This window comes from Bordetella genomosp. 10 (assembly GCF_002261225.1).
In the GTDB taxonomy this organism is placed as follows: Bacteria; Pseudomonadota; Gammaproteobacteria; order Burkholderiales; family Burkholderiaceae_B; genus Bordetella_C.
Map to the genome: position 1 here is coordinate 1,290,418 of NZ_NEVM01000005.1, position 20,000 is coordinate 1,310,417.

General features: G+C 67.0%; 16 protein-coding genes. 4 read left to right on the forward strand and 12 right to left on the reverse strand.

Translation table 11 applies throughout. The features are described from left to right. Positions 1–102 precede the first annotated feature (102 nt). From tssJ to CAL29_RS22000, 4 genes are all read left to right on the forward strand, one after another. Positions 103–720 carry a type VI secretion system lipoprotein TssJ gene (tssJ, locus tag CAL29_RS21985; RefSeq protein ID WP_094855120.1) on the forward strand — a complete coding sequence of 206 codons (618 nt, stop codon included), beginning with the start codon at positions 103–105 and terminating at the stop codon, positions 718–720. A 57-nt stretch (positions 721–777) separates the two neighbouring features. After that, a complete protein-coding gene (gene tssK / locus CAL29_RS21990) occupies positions 778–2,124 on the forward strand; it encodes a type VI secretion system baseplate subunit TssK (protein WP_094855121.1) in 1,347 nt (448 codons plus the stop codon). A gap of 40 nt (positions 2,125–2,164) precedes the next feature. Further along, complete coding sequence (gene icmH, locus CAL29_RS21995; RefSeq protein ID WP_373559832.1) at positions 2,165–2,932, forward strand: type IVB secretion system protein IcmH/DotU; 768 nt, start codon at positions 2,165–2,167, stop codon at positions 2,930–2,932. An 87-nt stretch (positions 2,933–3,019) separates the two neighbouring features. Beyond that, positions 3,020–5,836: a type VI secretion system Vgr family protein gene (locus tag CAL29_RS22000; RefSeq protein ID WP_094855123.1), complete on the forward strand. Its 2,817-nt coding sequence runs from the start codon at positions 3,020–3,022 to the stop codon at positions 5,834–5,836. Between the two features lie 52 nt (positions 5,837–5,888). On the opposite strand, the gene CAL29_RS22005 is transcribed toward CAL29_RS22000, so the two are convergent. The 12 genes from CAL29_RS22005 to CAL29_RS22060 form a co-directional block, all read right to left on the reverse strand. Then, positions 5,889–6,692: an IclR family transcriptional regulator gene (locus CAL29_RS22005; protein WP_179284138.1), complete on the reverse strand. Its 804-nt coding sequence runs from the start codon at positions 6,690–6,692 to the stop codon at positions 5,889–5,891. A 114-nt stretch (positions 6,693–6,806) separates the two neighbouring features. Continuing rightward, on the reverse strand, positions 6,807–7,784 hold the full coding sequence (locus tag CAL29_RS22010) for a Bug family tripartite tricarboxylate transporter substrate binding protein (protein ID WP_094855125.1): 978 nt from the start codon (positions 7,782–7,784) through the stop codon (positions 6,807–6,809). A 97-nt stretch (positions 7,785–7,881) separates the two neighbouring features. Beyond that, on the reverse strand, positions 7,882–8,826 hold the full coding sequence (locus CAL29_RS22015; RefSeq protein ID WP_094855126.1) for a hydroxymethylglutaryl-CoA lyase: 945 nt from the start codon (positions 8,824–8,826) through the stop codon (positions 7,882–7,884). 28 nt (positions 8,827–8,854) lie between these two features. Beyond that, the gene (locus CAL29_RS22020; RefSeq protein WP_094856824.1) at positions 8,855–9,673 is read right to left on the reverse strand and encodes an enoyl-CoA hydratase/isomerase family protein; all 819 of its coding nucleotides are present in this window, start codon (positions 9,671–9,673) and stop codon (positions 8,855–8,857) included. Positions 9,674–9,700: 27 nt separating this feature from the next. Further along, positions 9,701–10,927, reverse strand: coding sequence for a CaiB/BaiF CoA transferase family protein (locus CAL29_RS22025; RefSeq protein ID WP_094855127.1), 1,227 nt, complete (start codon positions 10,925–10,927; stop codon positions 9,701–9,703). Then, positions 10,924–12,108 carry a CaiB/BaiF CoA transferase family protein gene (locus tag CAL29_RS22030; RefSeq protein ID WP_094855128.1) on the reverse strand — a complete coding sequence of 395 codons (1,185 nt, stop codon included), beginning with the start codon at positions 12,106–12,108 and terminating at the stop codon, positions 10,924–10,926. The genes CAL29_RS22025 and CAL29_RS22030 overlap by 4 nt, the downstream gene beginning before the upstream one ends. Before the next feature lie 20 nt (positions 12,109–12,128). Beyond that, on the reverse strand, positions 12,129–14,105 hold the full coding sequence (locus CAL29_RS22035) for an acetyl/propionyl/methylcrotonyl-CoA carboxylase subunit alpha (protein ID WP_094855129.1): 1,977 nt from the start codon (positions 14,103–14,105) through the stop codon (positions 12,129–12,131). An 18-nt stretch (positions 14,106–14,123) separates the two neighbouring features. Beyond that, on the reverse strand, positions 14,124–15,758 hold the full coding sequence (locus CAL29_RS22040) for an acyl-CoA carboxylase subunit beta (protein WP_094855130.1): 1,635 nt from the start codon (positions 15,756–15,758) through the stop codon (positions 14,124–14,126). Between the two features lie 194 nt (positions 15,759–15,952). Then, the gene (locus CAL29_RS22045; RefSeq protein WP_094855131.1) at positions 15,953–16,732 is read right to left on the reverse strand and encodes a DUF3304 domain-containing protein; all 780 of its coding nucleotides are present in this window, start codon (positions 16,730–16,732) and stop codon (positions 15,953–15,955) included. Positions 16,733–16,802: 70 nt separating this feature from the next. Continuing rightward, on the reverse strand, positions 16,803–17,159 hold the full coding sequence (locus tag CAL29_RS22050) for a hypothetical protein (RefSeq protein ID WP_094855132.1): 357 nt from the start codon (positions 17,157–17,159) through the stop codon (positions 16,803–16,805). 61 nt (positions 17,160–17,220) lie between these two features. Beyond that, positions 17,221–17,583: a hypothetical protein gene (locus tag CAL29_RS22055; protein WP_094855133.1), complete on the reverse strand. Its 363-nt coding sequence runs from the start codon at positions 17,581–17,583 to the stop codon at positions 17,221–17,223. A 28-nt stretch (positions 17,584–17,611) separates the two neighbouring features. Then, positions 17,612–19,987 (reverse strand): phospholipase D-like domain-containing protein, encoded by a 2,376-nt coding sequence (locus CAL29_RS22060; RefSeq protein WP_094855134.1) that lies wholly within the window; start codon positions 19,985–19,987, stop codon positions 17,612–17,614. Positions 19,988–20,000 lie beyond the last annotated feature (13 nt).

A 20,000-nucleotide genomic window follows, 5' to 3' on the forward strand; every position in this document is an offset into this window, starting at 1 on the left:
GTAAAAACGACACTACATAAGATTTCTTGATGTTACTCAGATGCATGTTCTTCGAAATAGAAGGCTTCTGTATTGTTTTTTATGCTTCCGGTATAAAGAGCCATGCTTAGACGTCTCCTTTTTTCCCGCCCCGCCGCCTGGGCCTGCATCGCGCTCGGAATGCCGATTCTCGCGGGCTGCGCGGCCGCCGGCGCGATCGGCGCGGTGGCCAGCGCGACGGGGTCGCTGCTGGAAGCGACGGGCCTGAAAAAGCCCGATGACGCCCCCACGGATGTGAAATTTTCCATCCAGGCCGGACAAAATTTAAATATAAGTAACGGCCAAGCGATGGCCGTAGTTACTAAGATTTACTACCTGAAGAATTCCGACTCTTTCAAGCAAGCACCTATGTCATCCCTTATCGATGAGAAACAGGAAAAGGAGCGGCTGGGCGACAGCGTGATCGCCAAGCGCGAGGTGACCTTGATGCCCGGCCAGGTCTACCAGAACACCGAGAAGGTGCCCAAGGAGGCCACCGCCATCGGCGTGGCGGCGCTGTTCTTCGCGCCCGCGCCCTATCGCTGGAAATACGTTTTCGATATCAAGGATGCGAAGGACTCCGGCATCGTGCTGGGCGCGCACGCCTGCGCCCTGACCGTGGCCACCGGCAAGGTGTCGCCGCCGCTGGGAAGCCCGCCCTTCGATGCGTCCCGGCTGGGCTCGCTGCAATGCCCCGCCTGACCCCGTCCCTGCCCAATCCGTCTACCTATCTATATAAGACATAAGAGAAAAGTCCTCGTGAGCCAGTCAGCCAAGATACTTTGGGGCGAAGGCCTGTTCCTTCGACCGCAGCATTTCCAGCGCCAGGACGCCTACCATGAGGCCCGTCTCGCGCAGACCGCGCGGGCCCTGCATCCTTACTCCTGGGGATTGCGCAACGTCCAGTTCGATGCCGCGGCGCTGGCCAACGGCATGCTGCACGCCACGGAACTGTCGGCCATCTTCCCCGACGGCGAAATCTATTCGGCGCCCGACGAGGACGCCCTACCGCCGCCGGTCTCGATGAACAGCCTGGACGGCGCCGCCGAGGCCATTTTCTACCTGGCCATGCATCCCCTGAAGGCGGTGGGCGGCAATTGCGCCGCGCCGCAGGACAGCAACGACTTCGACGCGCGCTACCTGCGCGGCGAACGGGCGTCGCCCGACCTCTACACCAACGCCAGCACGGCCGACCTCACCTACCTGCGGAAGAACGTCCGCCTGGTCTCGGAGTTCGACCCGCGCGACGAGCTGCTGGCCATCCCCGTGGCCCGCGTGCGCCGCAACGCCAGCGCCGGCTACGAACTGGACCACGAATTCATCGCGCCCAGCGTGGCGATCGACGCCTGCGCCGCCTTGCACGACCGCCTGCGCCGCCTGCTGGACGCCCTGGAGGCGAAGGTCAGCACGCTGTACGGCCTGCACCGCGAGCCGTCCAAGAACGTCATCGAGTTCCGTTCCGGCGACGTGGCGTCCTTCTGGCTGCTGCACACCGCCAACGAAGCCCACGCCGCGCTGGCGCACCTGTATCACCACCCCGGCCTGCATCCGGAGCGCCTGTTCCAGGAATTGCTGCGCCTGGCAGGCGCGCTGATGACCTTCTCCAAGGAATACGCGCTGGCCGACCTGCCGCAGTACCGCCACGAAATGCCGGGGCCGGCCTTCGCGCGGCTGGACGATATCCTGCGCGACCTGCTCGATACCGTGATCTCCACGCGCTATTTCTCCATCGTGCTGGAGGAAGTGCGGCCGTCCTTCCATACCGGCCGCCTGGATTCCGGCAAGGTCGACGACAAGACCAGCTTCTACCTGGCCGTGTCCGCCGCCACGCCGGCCGCCGAACTGGCCGACATGGTGCCCCTGCGCTTCAAGGTCGGCGCGCCCGACGACGCCGAGAAACTGGTGCTGTCGGCCATGCCGGGCGTGCAGTTGGTCTACACGCCGCAGGTGCCGGCCGCCATCCCCGTGAAGCCGGGCGCCTGCTATTTCGCCTTGCAGACGCGCGGCGCCCTCTACGAACGCATGCTACAGGCGCAGAGCATCGCCATCTACGCGCCGGCCGGCATTCCCGAATTGAAGCTGGACCTGATCGCCGTCGCCCACTGACCGCCCCCGCTCCGTCATGACCGAAAACACGCCCTCCCTGATGTCCGGCGCCCAGCATCCGCAGCAGCTCCCGCCGCGCGCCGCCGAGTTCATGGCCACTTCCTCGTCGAAGTCGCTGATGGACATGCTGTACGACGGTTTCCTCATGCTGTTCCTGCTCAAGAGCGGGCAGGAGCCCAAGGACGCCGCCTCGTTTTCCGCCCGCGTGCAGCAATTCCTGGCGGAATTCGAACGCGCCGCCAAGAAGCAGGACCTGCCCGCCGAGGACATCTACGCCACCAAGTACGCCTTTTGCGCGGCGGTGGACGAGACCGTGCTGAACTCCCGCTTCGCCATCCGCGACAGTTGGATGCTACAGCCGCTACAGCTCACGCTGTTCGGCGAGCAGCTTGCCGGCGAGAACTTCTTCAATCGCCTGGAGGACCTGCGCGCGCAAGGGGGACGCCGCCTGCAATCGCTGGAGGTGTACTACATGTGCCTGCTGCTGGGCTTCCAGGGCAAGTACCTGATCGAGGGCCAGGAGAAGCTGGGCTACCTCACCGCCCGCCTGGGTGACGAGATCGCCTTGCTGCGCGGCAAGCGCTCCGGCTTCGCGCCGCACTGGGCCATTCCCGACAAGATCGCCCACGCCATCAAGCGCGACGTGCCGCTGTGGACCGTGGGGGCGACCTTCTCCCTGCTGGCGCTGCTGGCGTATTTCGGCCTGAACCACCAACTGGCCAACGATATGCAGACGGCCATGGCCTCGTACCACGACGTCGTCAAGCTGGGGCCGCGCGTGGCGCACCTGACCATTTCCCTGCCCTGACGCCGCCGCCCCGCCGCCATGACCTCGCTGCCCTGACCCTCCACCCATTACCGTTTCCGGCTTCGGCCCGCCTACGTTCGCGCCATCATGGACATCGCCCTCGCCTACGCCACCCTGAACACGGCCCTGCTGACGCAGGACACCCGCCTGCTGCGCGCGAGCACGCCGCTGGGCGACGCCCTCGTCGCGGAGCGCTGCGTGCTGGACGAAGGCGTATCGCGCCTGTTCGCCGTGACGCTCGACTGCCTGTCGACCTCCACGCAATTGGACGTGACGCCCCTGCTGGGGCGCGAGATCAGCCTGGACCTGCTGCTGGCCGACCGGTCGACGCGCCGCTGGCACGCGATGGTCACGGGCGTCGACAACCTGGGCGCGGACGGCGGCCTGGCGCGCTACCGCATCCATGCGCGCCCCTGGCTGCAAAGCCTGGCGCTGCGGCGCGACAGCTATATCTTCCAGGACAAGACCTCGCTCGACATCCTGACGGAGATCTTCGCCGACTATCCCCTGGCGTCCTACGCCTTCGAGGTGAACGCGACGCCGCCCAAGCGCGCCGTGCGCACGCAATACCGCGAATCGGACCTGGAATTCGTGCAGCGCATCCTGGCCGAGGACGGCCTGGCCTTCCGCTTCGTGCATCAGCAGGGCGACGACGACGATAGCGACGGCGCGTCCTCGTCCTCCGCCCGCCATCGGCTGGTGGTGTTCGATGCCGGCGCCGCGCTGCCGGCCAATGCCGCCTCGCCCATCCGTTTCCATCGCAGCGACGCCACGGAAACCAGCGACACCATCACGCGCTTTCATTCGGCCCTGACGGTGCTGTCCAACACCGTGACGCGCAGCGCCTGGGACGACAAGACCCTGCAGGCGCACGCGGCGCAACTGGCGTCGAGCGAGGACGCCGGCAAGCTGCCGGGCCTGGAGGATTACGACTACGACGGCCACGGCCGCTATGCCGATGGCGACGATGCCCACCGCGCGGCGCTGTTGCGGCTGCGGGCCCTGGAGGCGCGCCAGGTGCGCTACGAAGGCGGCGGCACGGTGCGGCAGTTGAGCCCGGGCGAGACCTTCGAGATGACCGGCCACGACCGCTATGACGCCCAGGGCGGCGGCGACGGCAAGGCCGGCGCGGAAGACGGCGGACAGGCCATCGACGAACTGGGCCATGAATACACGGTCCTGCGCGTCGTCCACGAAGTGGCGAACAACCTGGGCAGCCAGGCCGCCAGCCTGGCCGGCTCGACCGACCTGGAGCGGGGACGCTACCTCAACCGCTTCGAGGCGCAGCCGCGCGCGGCCGCCGTGCTGCCCGCCTGGCGCGCGCGGCCGACGGCGCCGGAGGCGACCGTCGCCGTGGTCGTGGCGAACGACGAGGCGCCGATTTCCTCCGGCCGCGACCTGCGCGTGAAGGTGCAATTTCCCTGGCAGCGCGGCGAACGGCCGCTGGCCGGCGGCCTGCCGCACCGCAGCCATGGCGACGAGCGCGGCAACGCGCCGGGCAGCGACGCCAGCGGAACGTGGCTGCGGGTAGCGACGGGCCAGGCCGGCCCGAACTGGGGCGGCCATCACATCCCGCGCGCCGGCACCGAGGTCGTCGTGGAATTCCTCGACGGCGACATCGACCAGCCGGTCATCGCGGCCCAGCTCTACAACGACAGCGACCTGCCGCCCTACTCGGCCGGCATCGACGGCGGCGCCAACCACGGCGGCGTCCTCAGCGGCTGGCACAGCCAGGCCCTGGACGGATCGGGCCATAACCAATGGCTGTTCGACGACACCAGCGGCCAGTTGCGCATGCAGATGGCGACCTCGACCGCGGCCAGCCAGTTGAATCTCGGCCACCTGGTGGCGCAGTCGGCCGCCGACGGCAATCGCGGCGCCTGGCGCGGCAGCGGTTTCGAGCTGCGCAGCGACGCCTGGACGGTGCTGCGGTCCGGCCAGGGCATGCTGCTGTCCGCCGCCGCCGATCCGCAAGCGACCGCGACCCTGGCCACGCCGGACACCGTGCGGCGCCTGCGCCAGGCGCAGAACATTTCGCAGCGGCTGGACGCGACCGCCGTGCAGCGCAAGGCGCAGGCCCTGCGGGCCAACGACGGCTTCGACGAAGCCATCAAGGCCGTGGACCCGGCGCAGGACGGCAAGCTGCCGTCCACGGTGAACGGCCAAGCCGCGAACAAGGCCGGCCTGGAAAGCCGCGACGGCACGGATCCCGTGGACGGCATCGCCGACGCGCGCGTGGTGATGGATGCGCCGATGTCGCTGAACCTGTCGACGCCCGCTTCCGCGGCGCTGCATGCGACGGGCGACCTGCACGCCTCGGCGCAGGAAGACGTGCACGTCGCGGCGCGCCAGACCTACGCCGTGGTGGCGGGCCAGGCCGCGGGGTTCTATGCCGACCAGGAAGGCATACGCGCCGTCGCGGCGCAATCGCCGGTCTCCCTGCGGGCGCATACGGACGCCCTGGACCTGCTGGCCGCGCAGGGCGTGACGGTGACCTCCACCGACAGCGGCATCGACGTGCTGGCCAAGGAGAGCGTGACCCTGATCGCCGCCGGCGCGAGCGTGACGCTGCAGGGCGGCAACATCGTCTTCAAGTCGGCCGGGCTGTTCTCGGTCAAGGGCGCGAGCCACAGCTTCGAGGGCCCCGCCGCCGACGCCGCGCAACTGCCCCAGTTGCCCGCGGCGCGCACGGGCACCTATACCCAGCAGGTGGTCTACAACGACGCGCTGGGCGAGAAGTTCGAGGACATGCCGTTCACGGTGCAGCACAAGCCGGAAGCGGACACCTGGCTGGGCAACACCCCGCTCGCCGGATCGACCGAACGCGTGCACACGGACGAATCGCAGCCGCTGGAGTACGCGCTGCGGTATGCGAAGTTCAAGTTCGACGACGAGGCCGCATGAAGGACGCGGCAGCCTGAAACAAGCAGCAGCCTGAAACAGGCGGGCCGCCGGCTTACCTGGCCCGGATGGCCAGGGGCGCGATCGACCGTTCGATCTCGGCCGCTTCCTGTTTCAAGGACGCGGCCATCTCGCGCTCGCGCGCGTTGATGCGCGACGCCAGGCTGGGCATGCTCAACGCGCCCACCGGCCAGCCGTCCGCGTCGCGGACCACCACGGCGATGCCGCCCATCTCCGGCACGACGACATTGAGCAGCGTCGAATAGCCGTTGGCGCGCGCAAAGGCGATGCGTTCATCCAGCAGGTCCGGCGTAATGCCGGGAAACTGCTGGAGGTGGGCGGTAATGCGCTGGAACGCGGTGCGGCGCGCCGCCTCGGGCAAGGCGGACAGCACGGCGATGCCGCTGGAGCCGGCCCCCAGGCTGCGGCGGCTGCCCACCTGCTGATAGTTCGCCTGGATGGGATAGGCGCCGGTTTGCAGGTCCACGCAAACCAGCTCGACATTGGACAGCACCGAAAAAATCGACGTATCGCCCCAGCGGCTGGACAAGCGCATCAAGGCCGGCCGCACGACGCCGCGCCAATCGACCCGTTCGCGCGCGGCCATGCCCAGGCGCGCGACCTCCGGCCCCAGGGCATATTGCCGCGTATCGGGATCGCGATGCAGCAGCCCCTCCTTTTCGAGGATGCCGATCAGGCGCAGCGCCGTGGTCTTGTGCAAGCCGCAGTGCCGGGCGATGTCGGTCAGCCGCGTCTCCTCGAGACCCGCGACGGCCTTCAGGATCCAGCAGGCGCGTTCGACGGGACTGACCGCGGCGCTCTCGTCCGGCGTGGCCGCGATGGGTTCGAATGGCGTCATGGAAACCGCCGCGATGCGGCGCATAGTGAAGTGGCTGGCGAAAAAGTATAGCGTGGGGGTTGCCGCCGCCGCGCCGCGCGGGGGACGGCGCGGCGGCGATCCCGGGCGCTACGCTCAATCCAGCTTCGCGCCCGAGCGTCGCACGATATCGGCGAACTTGCGTTCCTCATCCGCCTCGAACCGGGCGAAGTCGGCGGGCGAGCTGCCTACCGGTTCGGCGCCCAGCGTATCCAGCCGCTCGCGATATTTGGGATCGTTGACCATCTCGGCCATCATCTTCGAAACCTGGTTCGCCAGGTCCGCCGGCAAGCCCTTGGGACCCCAGATGCCATACCACGTGGTTATCTCGTAATCCTTGACCCCGGCCTCGGCCACCGTGGGGACGTCCGGCAGGGACGGGATGCGCTTGCCCGTCGTCACCGCCAAGGCCTTGAGCGAGCCGTTCTTGATGTGCGGCATGCTCGACGGCAGCGAATCGAACATCAGGTCGACGTGCCCGCCGATCAGGTCGGTCAGGGCCGGCGCGCTGCCCTTGTATGGGATGTGCTGCATCTTCACGCCCGCCATCAGGTCGAATGCCTCCCCCGCGAGATGCGGCGCCGCGCCGTTGCCGGACGAGGCAAAGCGGAAGCGGTCGGGGCTGGCCTTCGCGGCATCGACCAGCATCGCCACCGATTGCACCGGCTGCTTCGGGCTCATCACCAGCACCAGCGGCACCAGCGCGATCTGGCTGATCGGCGTGAAGTCCTTGATCGGATCGATGGGAACCTGCTTGTACAAGCTGGGATAGATCACGTGGATGGACGCGTTCACCAACAGGGTATAGCCGTCGGCGGGCGCGCGCGCCACGGTCTCCGCGCCTATCATCCCGCTGGCGCCCGACCGGTTCTCCACGATGAAGGTCTGGCCCGTCTTCTCGGTCATGTACTGGGCCGCCATGCGGCCCAGGATATCGGTGGGGCCGCCGGGCGGGTACGGGACGATCAGCCGCACCGGCTTGTCGGGATAGGCGCCGTGCGCGGGCGCGATGGCGGCCGAGAAGGCCAATGCCGCCAGGGCGGTGGACAGAACGTGTCTCCAAGCATTTTTCATTTTCTGTTTCCTGTTTCCTGTTTCCTATTTCCTGAATTGAGGAAGGAAGTGAACACCCAGAACTGCCGCAAGCAACCGGCACGCAACCGGCAAGCAACTACCGAGGACGCAAGGGATTCGCGCCGGTGTGCGTGACGTGCGCGGCCAGCTTGCGGTCCAATACGGTTTCGCAATGCCGCCCCGTGTCCAGCAGGCCCGGCAGATCGATGCCGGTGCGCACGCCCATGGCTTCGAACAGGTCCACCAGGTCCTCGGTGCAGGCATTGCCGGTGTAGCCACCGCCGTATTTCACTTTGGCCGGATGGCCGCCGACGCCGCCGATGGCCGCGTCGAAATAACGCACGCCCGCGTCCAAGGCCGCCACGCAGTTGACCAGGGCGGTGCCGCGGGAATCGTGGAAATGCGCGATCAGGGTGGCGTCGGGCAACTCCTGTTGCAGAGCGCGGAACAGCCCGCGCACCGTGTGCGGCGTGGCCATGCCGGTGGTGTCGCCCAGCGTGATGTATTCCACGCCGTATTCCCGGAAGCGGATGGCATCGTCGATCACCCTCCTGGCATCGACCTCTCCTTCGAACGGGCAGCCGAAGGCCACCGAGATCGTGCCGATCAGGCGAAAGCTGCCTGCCGCCAACGCCGCCATCTGTCGAACGTTTTCCCATTGGTCGGCGCGCGGGCGCTTCAGATTCCGCTGCGAATGCGACTCGCTGGCCGATACCAGCATGCTGATCTCGGTGGCGCCGCGGCCGGCGCGCAGGTCCGCCAGCGCGCGCTCGACGGCGCGCGGGTTCGGGCATGTCGCCTTGTAATGCACGCCCGGACGGCGCGCGATGCCGGCCAGCACCTCGCCGGCGTCGGCGAACTGTGGGACCACGGCGGGATTCGAATACGACGTGGCCTCGATGCGCTGGAAGCCCAGCGCGGAAAACCGGTCGAGCAGGTCTATCTTGACGTCGGCGGGCAGCACGAGCGTTTCGTGCTGCAAACCGTCGCGGCAAAAGCACTCGCAGATCACGACGTCCGGTTGGGAGGTGGCGTCTTGCATGATGGCGTCCCTTTTGTAGGGTATGGGATCAGGACTTCGGACGGGCGTGACGGCGCATCGCGATATTCAGTTCGCGCCCTGCCGCGAGGCCTTCCTCGAAGGAAAGATCGAGGGTGCGATAGAACAAGCGCTTGGTCGACGTCAACGCGAAGGGCGCATGGGCGGCCCAATGGCGGCCGATATCCAGCGCCGCGGCCAAGGCCGCCTCGGGCGTTTCGGCCCGCGCGTTGGCCAGCCCCCACTCGCAAAGCTCGCCGCCGTCGAGCAGGCGGCCCGTGGAGACCAGCTCGAACGCCCGTTTCGGGCCGAGATTGCGCGTCAGGTTGGCCATGACGATGGCCGGGCAGATACCGTGCTTGATCTCGGGATAGCCCAGGCGGGTAGCCTGCGCCGCCACCATCATGTCGCAGGCCAGCGCCAGGCCGGCGCCGCCGCCCATGGCATTGCCCCAGACCGCGGCCACGACCGGCTTGCTCAGCGTGGCGAACACCGCATGCAGCTCCGCGGTCAGCGTCGCCCGCGCCTGCGCCCTGTCGGCATCCTGGCCGAAGCCGGCGAACTCCGTCGTATCGGCGCCGGCGCAGAACGACCTGCCGGCGCCGGCCAGCACGATGGCCCGGCAGGCTTCGTCGCGCTCCGCGTCCCGCAGCGCCTGCAACAGCCGGCGCGTGAGATCGGTGTTCAAGGCATTGTGCCGTTCCGGGCGCCGCAGGGTCAGGATCCGCACCGCGTCCACCGTTCGTATGCCCAGGACGTCCTGGTCCGAGGCGTCCTTGCCGCCGGCGTTCACGTCAACCTCAGCGTCGACGTTGGCATTGATCCCGGCATTGTCTTTATCCTTGTCCATATCCATGTCTCTTCCATCACCTCGCCGTCAGCCCTTCCCCTGGCGCGCGGAAATATCGGCGTGGGTGTACACCACGCCCGCCGCCCGCAACTCGGCTACCCGATCCGCCGGCACCCCGGCGCTCGCGAGCACTTGCTCCGTGTGCTCCCCCAACACCGGCGCGGGCGGCAACGCAGCCCGCGGCGCGCCTGGCAGGCGCGCGACCGGTAATTTGCCGTAAGGCCCCTGCTCGATTTCGGCGAAGACGTTCTGCGCGCGCGCCTGGGGGTCCGCCATGAAGCCGGCGTAGTCCAGCACGGGCGCGCACAGGACGTCCTGCTCACGGAAACGCGCCACCCACTCGTCGGAGCCGTCCTGGAGCAAGCGAGCCTGGATCGCCGCGTTGATTTCATCCGCGTTCGCCAGCCGGTCCGCGTTGGTGCGATAGCGTGGATCGTCCACCCACTCGGGCTGTCCGAGGGCGCGGGCCAGGCCGTGGAACATCTTGTCGCGCAAGGCCGTCAGGTTGATCAGCCCATCGCGGGTGCGGAAAGTCCCCGAAGGCACCGTCACCGGCATCTTGCGGCCGGCGCCGGCGTGCATGGCCGCGTCCAGCATGGGGATGCCCTGGAACGCGGCGGCGCTGTGCAGCAAGGTAATGGGCAGGAAACCGCCCCGGCCGGTGCGCGCCTGCTTCAACAAACCCGCCGTCACGCCCTGCGCGGCGTAGAGTCCCGTCGCCACGTCCACGGCCAGCATGCCTATCCGCCGGGGCTCGCCCGCGGCGTCGCGGTTCATGACCATCATGCCGCTGAGCGCCTGCACCACGGAGTCCGCGCCGGGCAGGTCGCGATACGGCCCGGAATCGCCGAACCCCGTCACGGAGACATACAGCAGGCGCGGCAGTTGCCCGGCCAATGTGGCGTAGTCCAGTCCCAGGCGTTCGACGACGCCTGGCCGGAAGCTCTCGATCAACACGTCGGCGTCCCGCGCCAAGCGGACCAGCAATTCCGTGCCGCCAGGCTTGCGCGCGTCCACGCAGATGGACTGCTTGCCGGGATTGCAGACGATGCTCAGCGCCGTCAGCCCCTGCCGGCCACCGCCCATCAGGCGCGACCAGTCCCCTTCCGGCGGCTCGACCTTGGTCACTTGCGCGCCCTGCATCCCCAGGATGGCGGCGGCATAGGGCCCCGCGATGCCCTGGCTCAGGTCCAGCACCTTGATGCCGGCAAGCGGCGGCTCGTCCTTCACGGCGTCGATTCCCGCGGCCATCATCGTTCGCCTCCGGCCGCGGCCACGGCGTCCTGGCTCGCCGCGGCGGCGTCGCCCAGGATCTCTTCGTTATGTTCGCCAAGGCGCGGCGGCCGCCGCGACGGGCGTCCCGGCGTGCGCGACAGCTTCACCGGCAGGCCCGTGCCGCGATAGCCGTCCAGCTCGACCAGCATTTCGCGGTGTTGGGTATGCGGATGCGACAGCGCCTGGCCCACGTCGTTGATCGGCCCGGCGGGCACGCCGCCGCGGGCGAGCAGATCGCACAGGGCCACGCCGTCCTGCATCAGCAGTTCCTGTTGCAGGATGAGCCGCAATTCTTCCCGGTTGCGCACCCGTTGCGGATTGGTGGCGTAGCGCTCGCTCTGCGCCAGGTCGGGGCGTCCCAATGCGGCGGCGAATTTGCGGAATTGACCGTCGTTGCCCACGCCGATGAACACGTCGCAGGTGGCCGTCTGGAACTTGTCGTACGGCACGATGTTGGGATGGCCATTACCCAGCAAGGGTTGGGGCACGCCCGACAACAGCCAGTTGGCGGCCGGCGGGTGCAGCAGGCTGAGGGCGACGTCGTAGAGGGCCACTTCGACCAACTGCCCGCGCCCCGACGCATGCCGCTCATTCAGGGCCATCGCGATGCCCAGCGCCGCGTGCGTGCCCGTCGAGATATCTACCACGGGAATGCCGATGCGGGTAGGCCCCGAATCCGGCGTTCCGTTGATGCTCATCAAGCCGGCCATGCCCTGGATGACGGCGTCATAGCCCGGCAAGGCACCCAGCGGGCCGTCCATGCCGAAGCCGGTGATACGGCAATGCACCAGTCGGGGAAAACGCCGCGCCAGGACCTCCTCGTAGCCCAGGCCCCATTTCTCCAGCGTGCCGGCCTTGAAGTTCTCGATGAACACGTCCGCGTCCTCCAGCAGGGCGAGCAGGCGCTCCCGCGCGTCCGCGCTCGTCAGGTCCAGCGTGATGCCCCGCTTATTGCGATTGACGCCCGTGTAGTAGGACGCGGCGTCCTCGGTGAAGGGCGGCCCCCAGCGGCGCGTATCGTCGCCGCCGGGCGGCTCCACCTTGATGACGTCCGCGCCGTGGTCGGCCAGCAACTGGGCGCAATAAGGCCCGGCAAGCACGCGCGAAACATCGATGATCCGCACGCCACGCAAGGCGCCGAAGAGAGAAGAAGTCGTCATGGATGGCATTCCGCAATGGGTCAGGCTGTCGCCAGGGGTTCGAGCACGGCGAGCAGCGCGCGCGCATTGGCCTGGTCGCCGGCCTGGACCAGCACCCGCTGGACCACGCCGTCGAAAGGCGCGACGTGCTGCGTCTGCATCTTCATGGCCTCGGTAATGGCGACCACGTCGCCGCGCGCAACGCGGTCGCCCTCCGCCGCGCGCACCTCGATGACGCGGCTGCTCGTGGCGGCGCGCAATTCTCCGTTGGCGTCGTCGTCCGCCCCGTCGGTTCGCGCCGACAGGCTCACGTCCTGGAAGCGGCGCGCAACGCCGTCGCGGTGCAGATGCAGCACGTCGCCCGCGCGGACGTAGACGGCGCGGCCCGCGACGCCATCCAACAGATAGGAAACCTGTCCCGCCGCATCGTCGCCGACGGTCTCATCGAGCAAGGCGATCTCCAGCGCCGCATCGTCCCCGGACACCCGATAGACGCAGTTCTCCCGCAGAACACGGACGGCCACGGCGTCCCCCTCCTCGCCCTCGCGCAATGCCAGCAGCGCCGGCAAGCGGCGCGACGGAATGTCGCGCATGCCGCCGGGGTGGCTCAGCAGCGCGGCGGCCAGGGCCGTGTCCTGCCACAGGCGGGCCGGGTCGGGCGCCGTCAATGCCGCGTAATGCCGCGCGATGAAGCCCGTGTCCGACGCCCCCGCGGCGAACGCGGGATGCGCCAAGCAGCGTCCCAGGAACTCGAGATTGGTGCGCACCCCCAGCACGACGGTCTCGCGCAAGGCCGCCCGCATCCGCCGGATGGCGGTGTCGCGGTCCGCGGCGTGCACCACCAGCTTGGCGAACATCGAGTCGTAATAGGGGGAAATCTCGTCGCCGGAACGGATACCGGATTCGACGCGGACCTCGCGCGGCGCGCGCCATAGCGCGACCACGCCGCTCTGCGGCATGAAATCCGCGGCGCCGTCCTCCGCGCAAAGGCGGACCTCGATCGCATGCCCCTCCAGGCGGATATCTTCCTGGCGCAAGGCCAGGGGCTGCCCCATCGCGATCTCGAACTGCAGCGCCACCAGGTCCAGGCCCGTGATGGCCTCGGTCACGGGATGCTCGACCTGCAATCGGGTGTTCATCTCCATGAAGTAGAACTCGCCGTTGCCGTCCAGCAGGAACTCCAGCGTTCCCACGCCCTCATAAGCGATGGCCTTGACCGCGGCGACCGCCGCGCGCCCCATGGCGGCGCGCGTCCGCGCGTCGATGCCCGGACCCGGCGCCTCCTCGATCACCTTCTGGTGGCGGCGCTGGATCGAGCAATCGCGTTCGCCCAGGTGTATCGCGTGCCCGTAGCGGTCGGCAACCACCTGGATCTCGATATGGCGCGGCTGCTGCACGGCTCGCTCGATGATGACGGCGGCGCTGCCGAAGGCGCTCAGCGCTTCGGACTGGGCGGCGCGCAGCGCCTCGGCGAACAGATGCCGTTCGAACACCACGCGCATGCCGCGGCCGCCCCCGCCCGCCGTGGCCTTGATCATGACCGGATAGCCGATGCGGTCGGCCTCCGCCCGCAGGGTCTCGGCCGACTGCTCCGCGCCTTCGTAGCCGGGCACGCAGGGGACGTCCGCGGCGCGCATCAGGCGCTTGGCGTTGGCCTTGTCGCCCATATCGCGGATGGCCTTGGGCGACGGGCCGATGAAGATCAGGCCCGCGTCCGCGCACGCGGCGGCGAAGGCGGCGTTTTCCGCCAGGAAGCCGTAGCCGGGATGGATCGCATCGGCGCCGCTGCGCCGGGCGGCGTCGATGATCGCGTCGATATTCAGATAAGACGCGGCCGGCGCGGACTCGCCGATGCAGACGGACTGGTCCGCGGCCTGGACGTGCGCGGCGCGCATGTCCGCGCGCGAGTACACCGCGACCGTCGCGATGCCCATGCGGCGCGCGGTGCGCATGATACGCAGCGCGATCTCGCCGCGGTTGGCGACGAGCACTTTCTGGATAGGGGAATGATCGTTCATGATGGCGACGAAGACGGTTCAGGGACGGGCCACGGAGAACTGCATGGGCTGGACCTCGCGCCGCCGCGCATCGCGGCACAGGCGCAAGGTCCATGCGAGCACGGCGCGCGTATCGCGCGGGTCGATGACGCCGTCGTCGAGCAGGCGCGCGCTCGTCGCGAACACGTCCATCTGGCTCTGGAAGTTGCCCACGATGCTGTCGCGCAGGCTGGCCATCCGCTGTTCGTCCACGGGCTTGCCCTCGCGCTCGAGCTTGGCGCGGGTCACCGTGGTCATGGTGAGCGCCGCCTGTTCGGGCCCCATGATGGCGCAGCGCGCATTGGGCCAGGAAAAGCAGAAACTCGGGTCGAACGCGCGGCCGCACATGGCGTAATGCCCGGCGCCGAACGAGGCGCCGCAGAACAACGTGATCTGCGGCACCGTGGCGTTGGTGATGGCCTGGATCATCTTCGACCCGTGCTTGATGCTGCCGGCCTCCTCGTAGGCGCGCCCCACCATGAAGCCCGTGGTGTTGTTCAGGTAAAGCAGGGGCGTGCGCGACTGGCAGCATGCCTGGATGAAATGGGTCGCCTTGGCCGCGCCGTCCGGATCGATCGGGCCGTTATTGGTGATGATGCCGACCGGCATGCCGTCGATGCGCGCCAGTCCGCACACGGTAGCCTCGCCGTAGCGCTCGCCGAAGGGCTGGAAGTCGGAATCGTCGACCAGGCGGGCGATGACCTCGCGCATGTCGACCGGCGTCTTGTCATCCATCGGCATGATGCCCAACAGCTCCTCGGCATCGTAGCGAGGAGGACGCACGGCAGGCGCGGCGCCGCGCCGCGGCGCATCGGCGTCCTGGTTCCAGTCCAGCGACGCCACGATTTCGCGCGCGATCCGTATCGCGTCATGGTCGTCGCGCGCCAGGTAGTCGCCCAGGCCCGAGACCGCGCAGTGCATGGCCGCGCCGCCCAGCTCCTCGTCCGTGGCGGTTTCGCCCGTCGCCGCCTTCAGCAAGGCGGGACCGGCCAGATAGGCGCGCGAACGTCCCTCGACCAGGATGATGTAGTCCGACAAACCGGTCTGGTAGGCGCCGCCCGCCGTCGACGGCCCGTGGGTCACGGTGATGACGGGTATGCCGACAGCCGAGAGGCGCGCCAGGTTGCGGTACTTTTCGCCGCCGCGCACGAAGTTCTCGACGTTGTAGTTCATCAGGTTGCCGCCGGCGCTTTCGATCAACTGCACGTAGGGCAGGCGGTTCTTCAGCGCGATCTCCTGCATGCGCAGCATTTTTTCCAGGCCCTTGGGCTGGAACGCGCCCGCCTCGATCCCGGAATCGGACGCGCAGATCATGCAGGACACGCCGTGGATTTCACCGATGCCGGCGATAAGGCCGCCGCCCGCGACGAGACGCCCCTGCGCGTCGGCCGCCTTCATGCCGTAGCCGGCCAGCGTGGCCAGTTCCAGGAAGGCGCCGGCGCGGTCGAGCAGCAGTCCGACCCGATCCGCGGGCAACAGTTGTCCGCGGGCCTCGAACCTCGGCCGGGCCGCCGAGGATTTTTCACGGGTATCCGCCTCGACGCGGCGTACGCGTTGCAGGAGCGCGAGCATGCTTTCGCGATTGCGACGGAAAGGCTCCGCCGTCACCGCGAGACGCGATTCAAGTGTGGTCATGGCAAACCTTGGCCGACGGCGGGGCCGTGCTGGCAGACGTTGTCTCAGAAGTTTCGTTTATCGAAACTTGAACTTGTTTGGTTGAGACAGTCTATTGACCATTATTTGACGCCGCAATGGTCCCAGGCGATAAGGTTTCGTTTAACGAAATACGGAAAACAGAGCGATGGCTCGCAGCTACGGCTTCCCGGACCTCAGCCGTTCTTGTCTCCCGGCGCGCCGCCGGCGTGCTTCAGGGCCGCGATACGCGCCGGCGGCAGGGATTCGATCGCGCGGGCGAATTCGCCCGGCTGGCGATCCTTCTGCTCCAGGACCGACTTGATCGCCGGGTCCTGGTCGAAATTGGCGGCCACCGTGAAATACATCTTCATGTACTCGCGCATGTCGGCGGCGTCCTCGATGCGGTATTTTCCCCAGGACGTCCTGGTGACGTGGGCGACCGCGTGCAGGACTTCATAGGGATTGCCGAAGCCGGTCAATGCATCCTTGTGCTCGCGCCATAGCCAGCGCGTCGTCTCCACGATCGGCAGACGGGTGTCGCCGAGCAGCTTCCGGCTGAGCGCCATCTCGACGTGCTCGTCCGGGTAGATATGCAATTCAAGATAGACCGGCCCATCGCCCCGCGGAATCTCCGTGGCCGGAAAATTCACCGCCGTTTCCCGCGTGAAAAAATACTGCTCGATGTTCTTGTCGTAGAGATGCTGGCCCAGGATCTCGGGGTCGGCGGCTCGCCATTTGGCCGTGAACTCGGTGCCCTTGAGCGTATAGCAGCACGCCACCGAGCCCTCGCCGCCGCCCACGCTCACCTGCATCGTGAAGGCGCCCTTGCCCCTCTTGTCGGTGAGCGCCACGGTGTCGATGTCGAACTGCGTGTAGTTGAAGACGACGAAGTTCATGCCTCCGTAGGTGGGCTCGCCGTCACAGCCTGCCAACAATCCCGCCGACATCAGGACCGCCATCAACATCTTGCGCATTCATCGCTCCAGGAACTTATGCTCCTCCCCCGCGCAGGGGGGGAAGGCTGCGGAAGGCAAAAAGCGCGTATCAAGCCGCGTCGCCCTTGCGTTCCGGGCGGCAGTAATGCAGGAGGATCTGGATGACGGCCAGGACCAGCGTGGGCGACATGCTGGTCGCCACGTCGACGAGCACGTAGAAGTACTCCCGCGTGGACGTTTGCGATACGTAGAAGCAGACGGAGCTGTAGACCACCGTCACCAGGATCGCGACGATGGAGATTGCGGTGAAGAAGGCCCGCGCGCCCGGCGAGCCCACGGGGCTCCTGCCGCGCGTCAGTTCGCCGCACAAGCCGACGAGGACGACGAAGGGCCAGATGAACCAGGTCGCCCGCACGGCGACCGCCCCCGTGTCCAGCAATGCGGCGATCGAAAGTTGCGTTCCCAATCCTTGCTCCCTCAGTCGAATTCTCAAGGATATACGGGATTGACCGCGGGGGCGGCGTGTCTCAGAAAGCCGGCCCGGATCCCTGGCTTTTCCCTTTCCGCCGATGGAGCACGATGTCGATGATCGCGAAGATCGACGCGGGAAGCATGGCCAGGAAGAACGTGATCATGACGAAGCCGTAGTTGTGGTCATAGTTGGCCACCGCCACCATGCACAACAAGCAGTAGATCACGACGAAAACCAGGGTCAGGACCGATATCCAGACCGCGGCGCCGCGGAACCCAACGGTCCCCAATCGCCCCTGCCCGCGGGTGAACTCCCCCGCGATCCCCAGGACGCTGATGAGCGGCAGCAAAAAACCCAGCACCCTGATCGCCAACATCCCGTTGTCGAGGAAGCCCGTAATCAAATCCTGTGCGTCCAAATCACTCTCCCGCCGATGCGCGACGGCGTCAGGTTACCGCTTCCTGCGGCTGCGTGCCGATCGGATCCATGGGCTTGTCCTTGGGCAAGCGTTCCGCGATCATCGAGTCCATATGTCCAGGCGCGCTCGGCGTCTTGGACTGGCCACTCCCCCAATCCAGGGGCATCTCGACGAAGAATCCCTTGACGTGCTCCCGCAGATAAGCAATGGCCTTGTCGATGTCGTGCGCCGTACCCCGCATGTAGGCAGGTTTCAGCGGCGGCATCTTGCTGAAGTCATGCTTCTTCTTGCTCTGCTCCTCGACCAGCTTGTAGCCGGGCATGGCTATGCCGTCCCCGGAGTACTGGACCGGCGCGTTCGGATCGACGCGCGGCACCTGCACCATGAGCATGGGATATTGGCGGCGCCCTTGCTGCAGGTCATTGAACGCATTGCGCGGCGTATGCGAAAACACCGTGTTATAGGCCTCGCGATTCGCATGCGCGCGGGCCTGGATCGCCTTGATGGTGGCGCTGGCCAGCGGCTGTTCGAGAATCACGCCGGCCGGCGGGCCGTTTTCTTTCTGGACGCCCGTGGTGCCCTTCTCGACACCCATGCCGAAATGCTTGCGCCAGAGCTCCATGCGCAGTTCGCGCGCGAATTTGCGCGTCACCGTCCGCACGCCGTCGCCGACATCGGTCATCCCCGCGCCCTCGTCATCGACGACCACGGCGGCCAGCTCGGTATCGCCATTGCCCTGCAGGCTGCGGTCGTTGATATTGGCGCTGCCGATGATGGCGACCGCATCGTCGACGATCGTCAATTTGCTGTGCACATAGATCATCTCGGTAAGGACGCCGGCCTTGGTCTTGCCGTAGTTGCGCAGATTGAGGACCGTCAGGTATTTCTTCCACTCGTCCTCCATGCCCCAGGCTGCCAGCGCCCGCTGCATTCCCGCGTTGGTCTCCGCCCGTGTCGCCAGTTTCCGCGCCCGGGCCTGCTTCGCGTAAAGCGTGGCGTTGATGCGGTTGATCAGGCTATTGCGGGCGCGCTTGACGGCTTGCAAGGCCCACCAGGTCTGCGACAGGACCGAGTTCTCCTCCAGTTTTCCTTCCGGATGCTCGGGCAGGACCAGATAGAGATGAAAGGGACGGCCCGCCCAGATCGCGCGGCCGATCGCATTGGCCAACTCGGCGACGATGGGATTTCTCGACGGCGCGCGATTGCCCAGTTGATCTTCCCCGCAATCGGTCATGAAGAACTGGTTCTCGATATAGATGAACGCCTGGGCCGACCGGATGCAGTTGATCATGGCATCGCGGATGCTGGTCTGGTGGGTGAAACTCCATAGCGCCCGCGCCGTCTGGACGATCTTGCGGCGCTTCGGATTGGGCGACTTCCAATCGTCGTTGACATAGCGATGGTTGTTGTCCCACAGGCTCAGCTCGTCCTGCAACTGGAGCGAAGACGCCGACCGGCATATCTGCACTGTCGCCTTTCCACCGCCGGGCTTGAGCGGATCGACCAGCGTGCTGGGGCCGCCCGAGCGCTCGAACCAGCCCGCGTCCATGGACCCGTCGAAAATATTCGTCCCGGAGCGGGCGAAGCTGTTCCAGCGCAGGACGAAGTTCACGAAAACGTCGAAAGCCGCCGGTCCCGCCACCTGCAACGCGACGTCCTCCCAACACTCGCGCGGCTGCGTCAGCGGATCCAGCACCAGTTTGCCGTCTTTCGGTCCGCGAAACCCCGGGCGCCCCCCGGCGGATTTGGTCATCGCCTGCTCGGTGTCCGTCAACGGCCGCGCGGGGTACAACTGTTCGTTGTACGCATCGTTGATCACATGAATGGCGGGATTGATGACCACGTCGAACGACGGCGTCTCCCACCGGCCATAGGCCAGGTCGATGCCGCCAAGGAAGGCGACTTTGCCGTCGACGACCACGAACTTCTGGTGATGGGAGAAGTTCTGGTTGGTGAGCACCCGATTGTCGTTCGGGTTCTGCAGCATGACCTTGATCGAACCCTTGCCCTTGGGCAGGTTCAGCAGCGCTTCCTGCGTGGTGTCGTCATGCGTGTCGAGGAAGGCGGCGATCGAATCGTAGAGCAGGATGCGGACCTGAACGCCTTTCTGTATGCGTTCCGCCAGCAATTCGGACAGGCGGCCGGGATGGCCCGGCTCGCCGCGATTGTCCAGCTCGACGTCGTAGTCCATCTGCCAATCGGCCATCATGATGAAATGCTGCGCGCCGCGTATGGCATCGGCCACGGCCTTCATGTAGTCGCGGCCGGTGATGTAGTACGTGCACTTGTTGCCGTAACGCGGCATGGCGAACGGCTGGTTCAAGTCGAAGTACTGCCCCGACACCGTGGTCATGGTGTCGGGCACGATCTGCGCTGTGTATTTGTCGATATCGAGATCGGGCATGATGCAGGGTTCG

Coding starts and splice junctions, on each gene's coding strand:
- CAL29_RS22015 (WP_094855126.1), bottom strand. CDS start 8,826: ATGCAAGACGCCACCTCCCAACCGGACGTCGTGATCTGCGAGTGCTTT.
- CAL29_RS22000 (WP_094855123.1), top strand. CDS start 3,020: ATGGACATCGCCCTCGCCTACGCCACCCTGAACACGGCCCTGCTGACG.
- CAL29_RS22005 (WP_179284138.1), bottom strand. CDS start 6,692: ATGACGCCATTCGAACCCATCGCGGCCACGCCGGACGAGAGCGCCGCG.
- CAL29_RS22045 (WP_094855131.1), bottom strand. CDS start 16,732: ATGCGCAAGATGTTGATGGCGGTCCTGATGTCGGCGGGATTGTTGGCA.
- CAL29_RS22010 (WP_094855125.1), bottom strand. CDS start 7,784: ATGAAAAATGCTTGGAGACACGTTCTGTCCACCGCCCTGGCGGCATTG.
- CAL29_RS22060 (WP_094855134.1), bottom strand. CDS start 19,987: ATGCCCGATCTCGATATCGACAAATACACAGCGCAGATCGTGCCCGAC.
- CAL29_RS22040 (WP_094855130.1), bottom strand. CDS start 15,758: ATGACCACACTTGAATCGCGTCTCGCGGTGACGGCGGAGCCTTTCCGT.
- tssJ (WP_094855120.1), top strand. CDS start 103: ATGCTTAGACGTCTCCTTTTTTCCCGCCCCGCCGCCTGGGCCTGCATC.
- icmH (WP_373559832.1), top strand. CDS start 2,165: ATGTCCGGCGCCCAGCATCCGCAGCAGCTCCCGCCGCGCGCCGCCGAG.
- CAL29_RS22025 (WP_094855127.1), bottom strand. CDS start 10,927: ATGATGGCCGCGGGAATCGACGCCGTGAAGGACGAGCCGCCGCTTGCC.
- CAL29_RS22035 (WP_094855129.1), bottom strand. CDS start 14,105: ATGAACGATCATTCCCCTATCCAGAAAGTGCTCGTCGCCAACCGCGGC.
- CAL29_RS22030 (WP_094855128.1), bottom strand. CDS start 12,108: ATGACGACTTCTTCTCTCTTCGGCGCCTTGCGTGGCGTGCGGATCATC.
- CAL29_RS22020 (WP_094856824.1), bottom strand. CDS start 9,673: ATGGACAAGGATAAAGACAATGCCGGGATCAATGCCAACGTCGACGCT.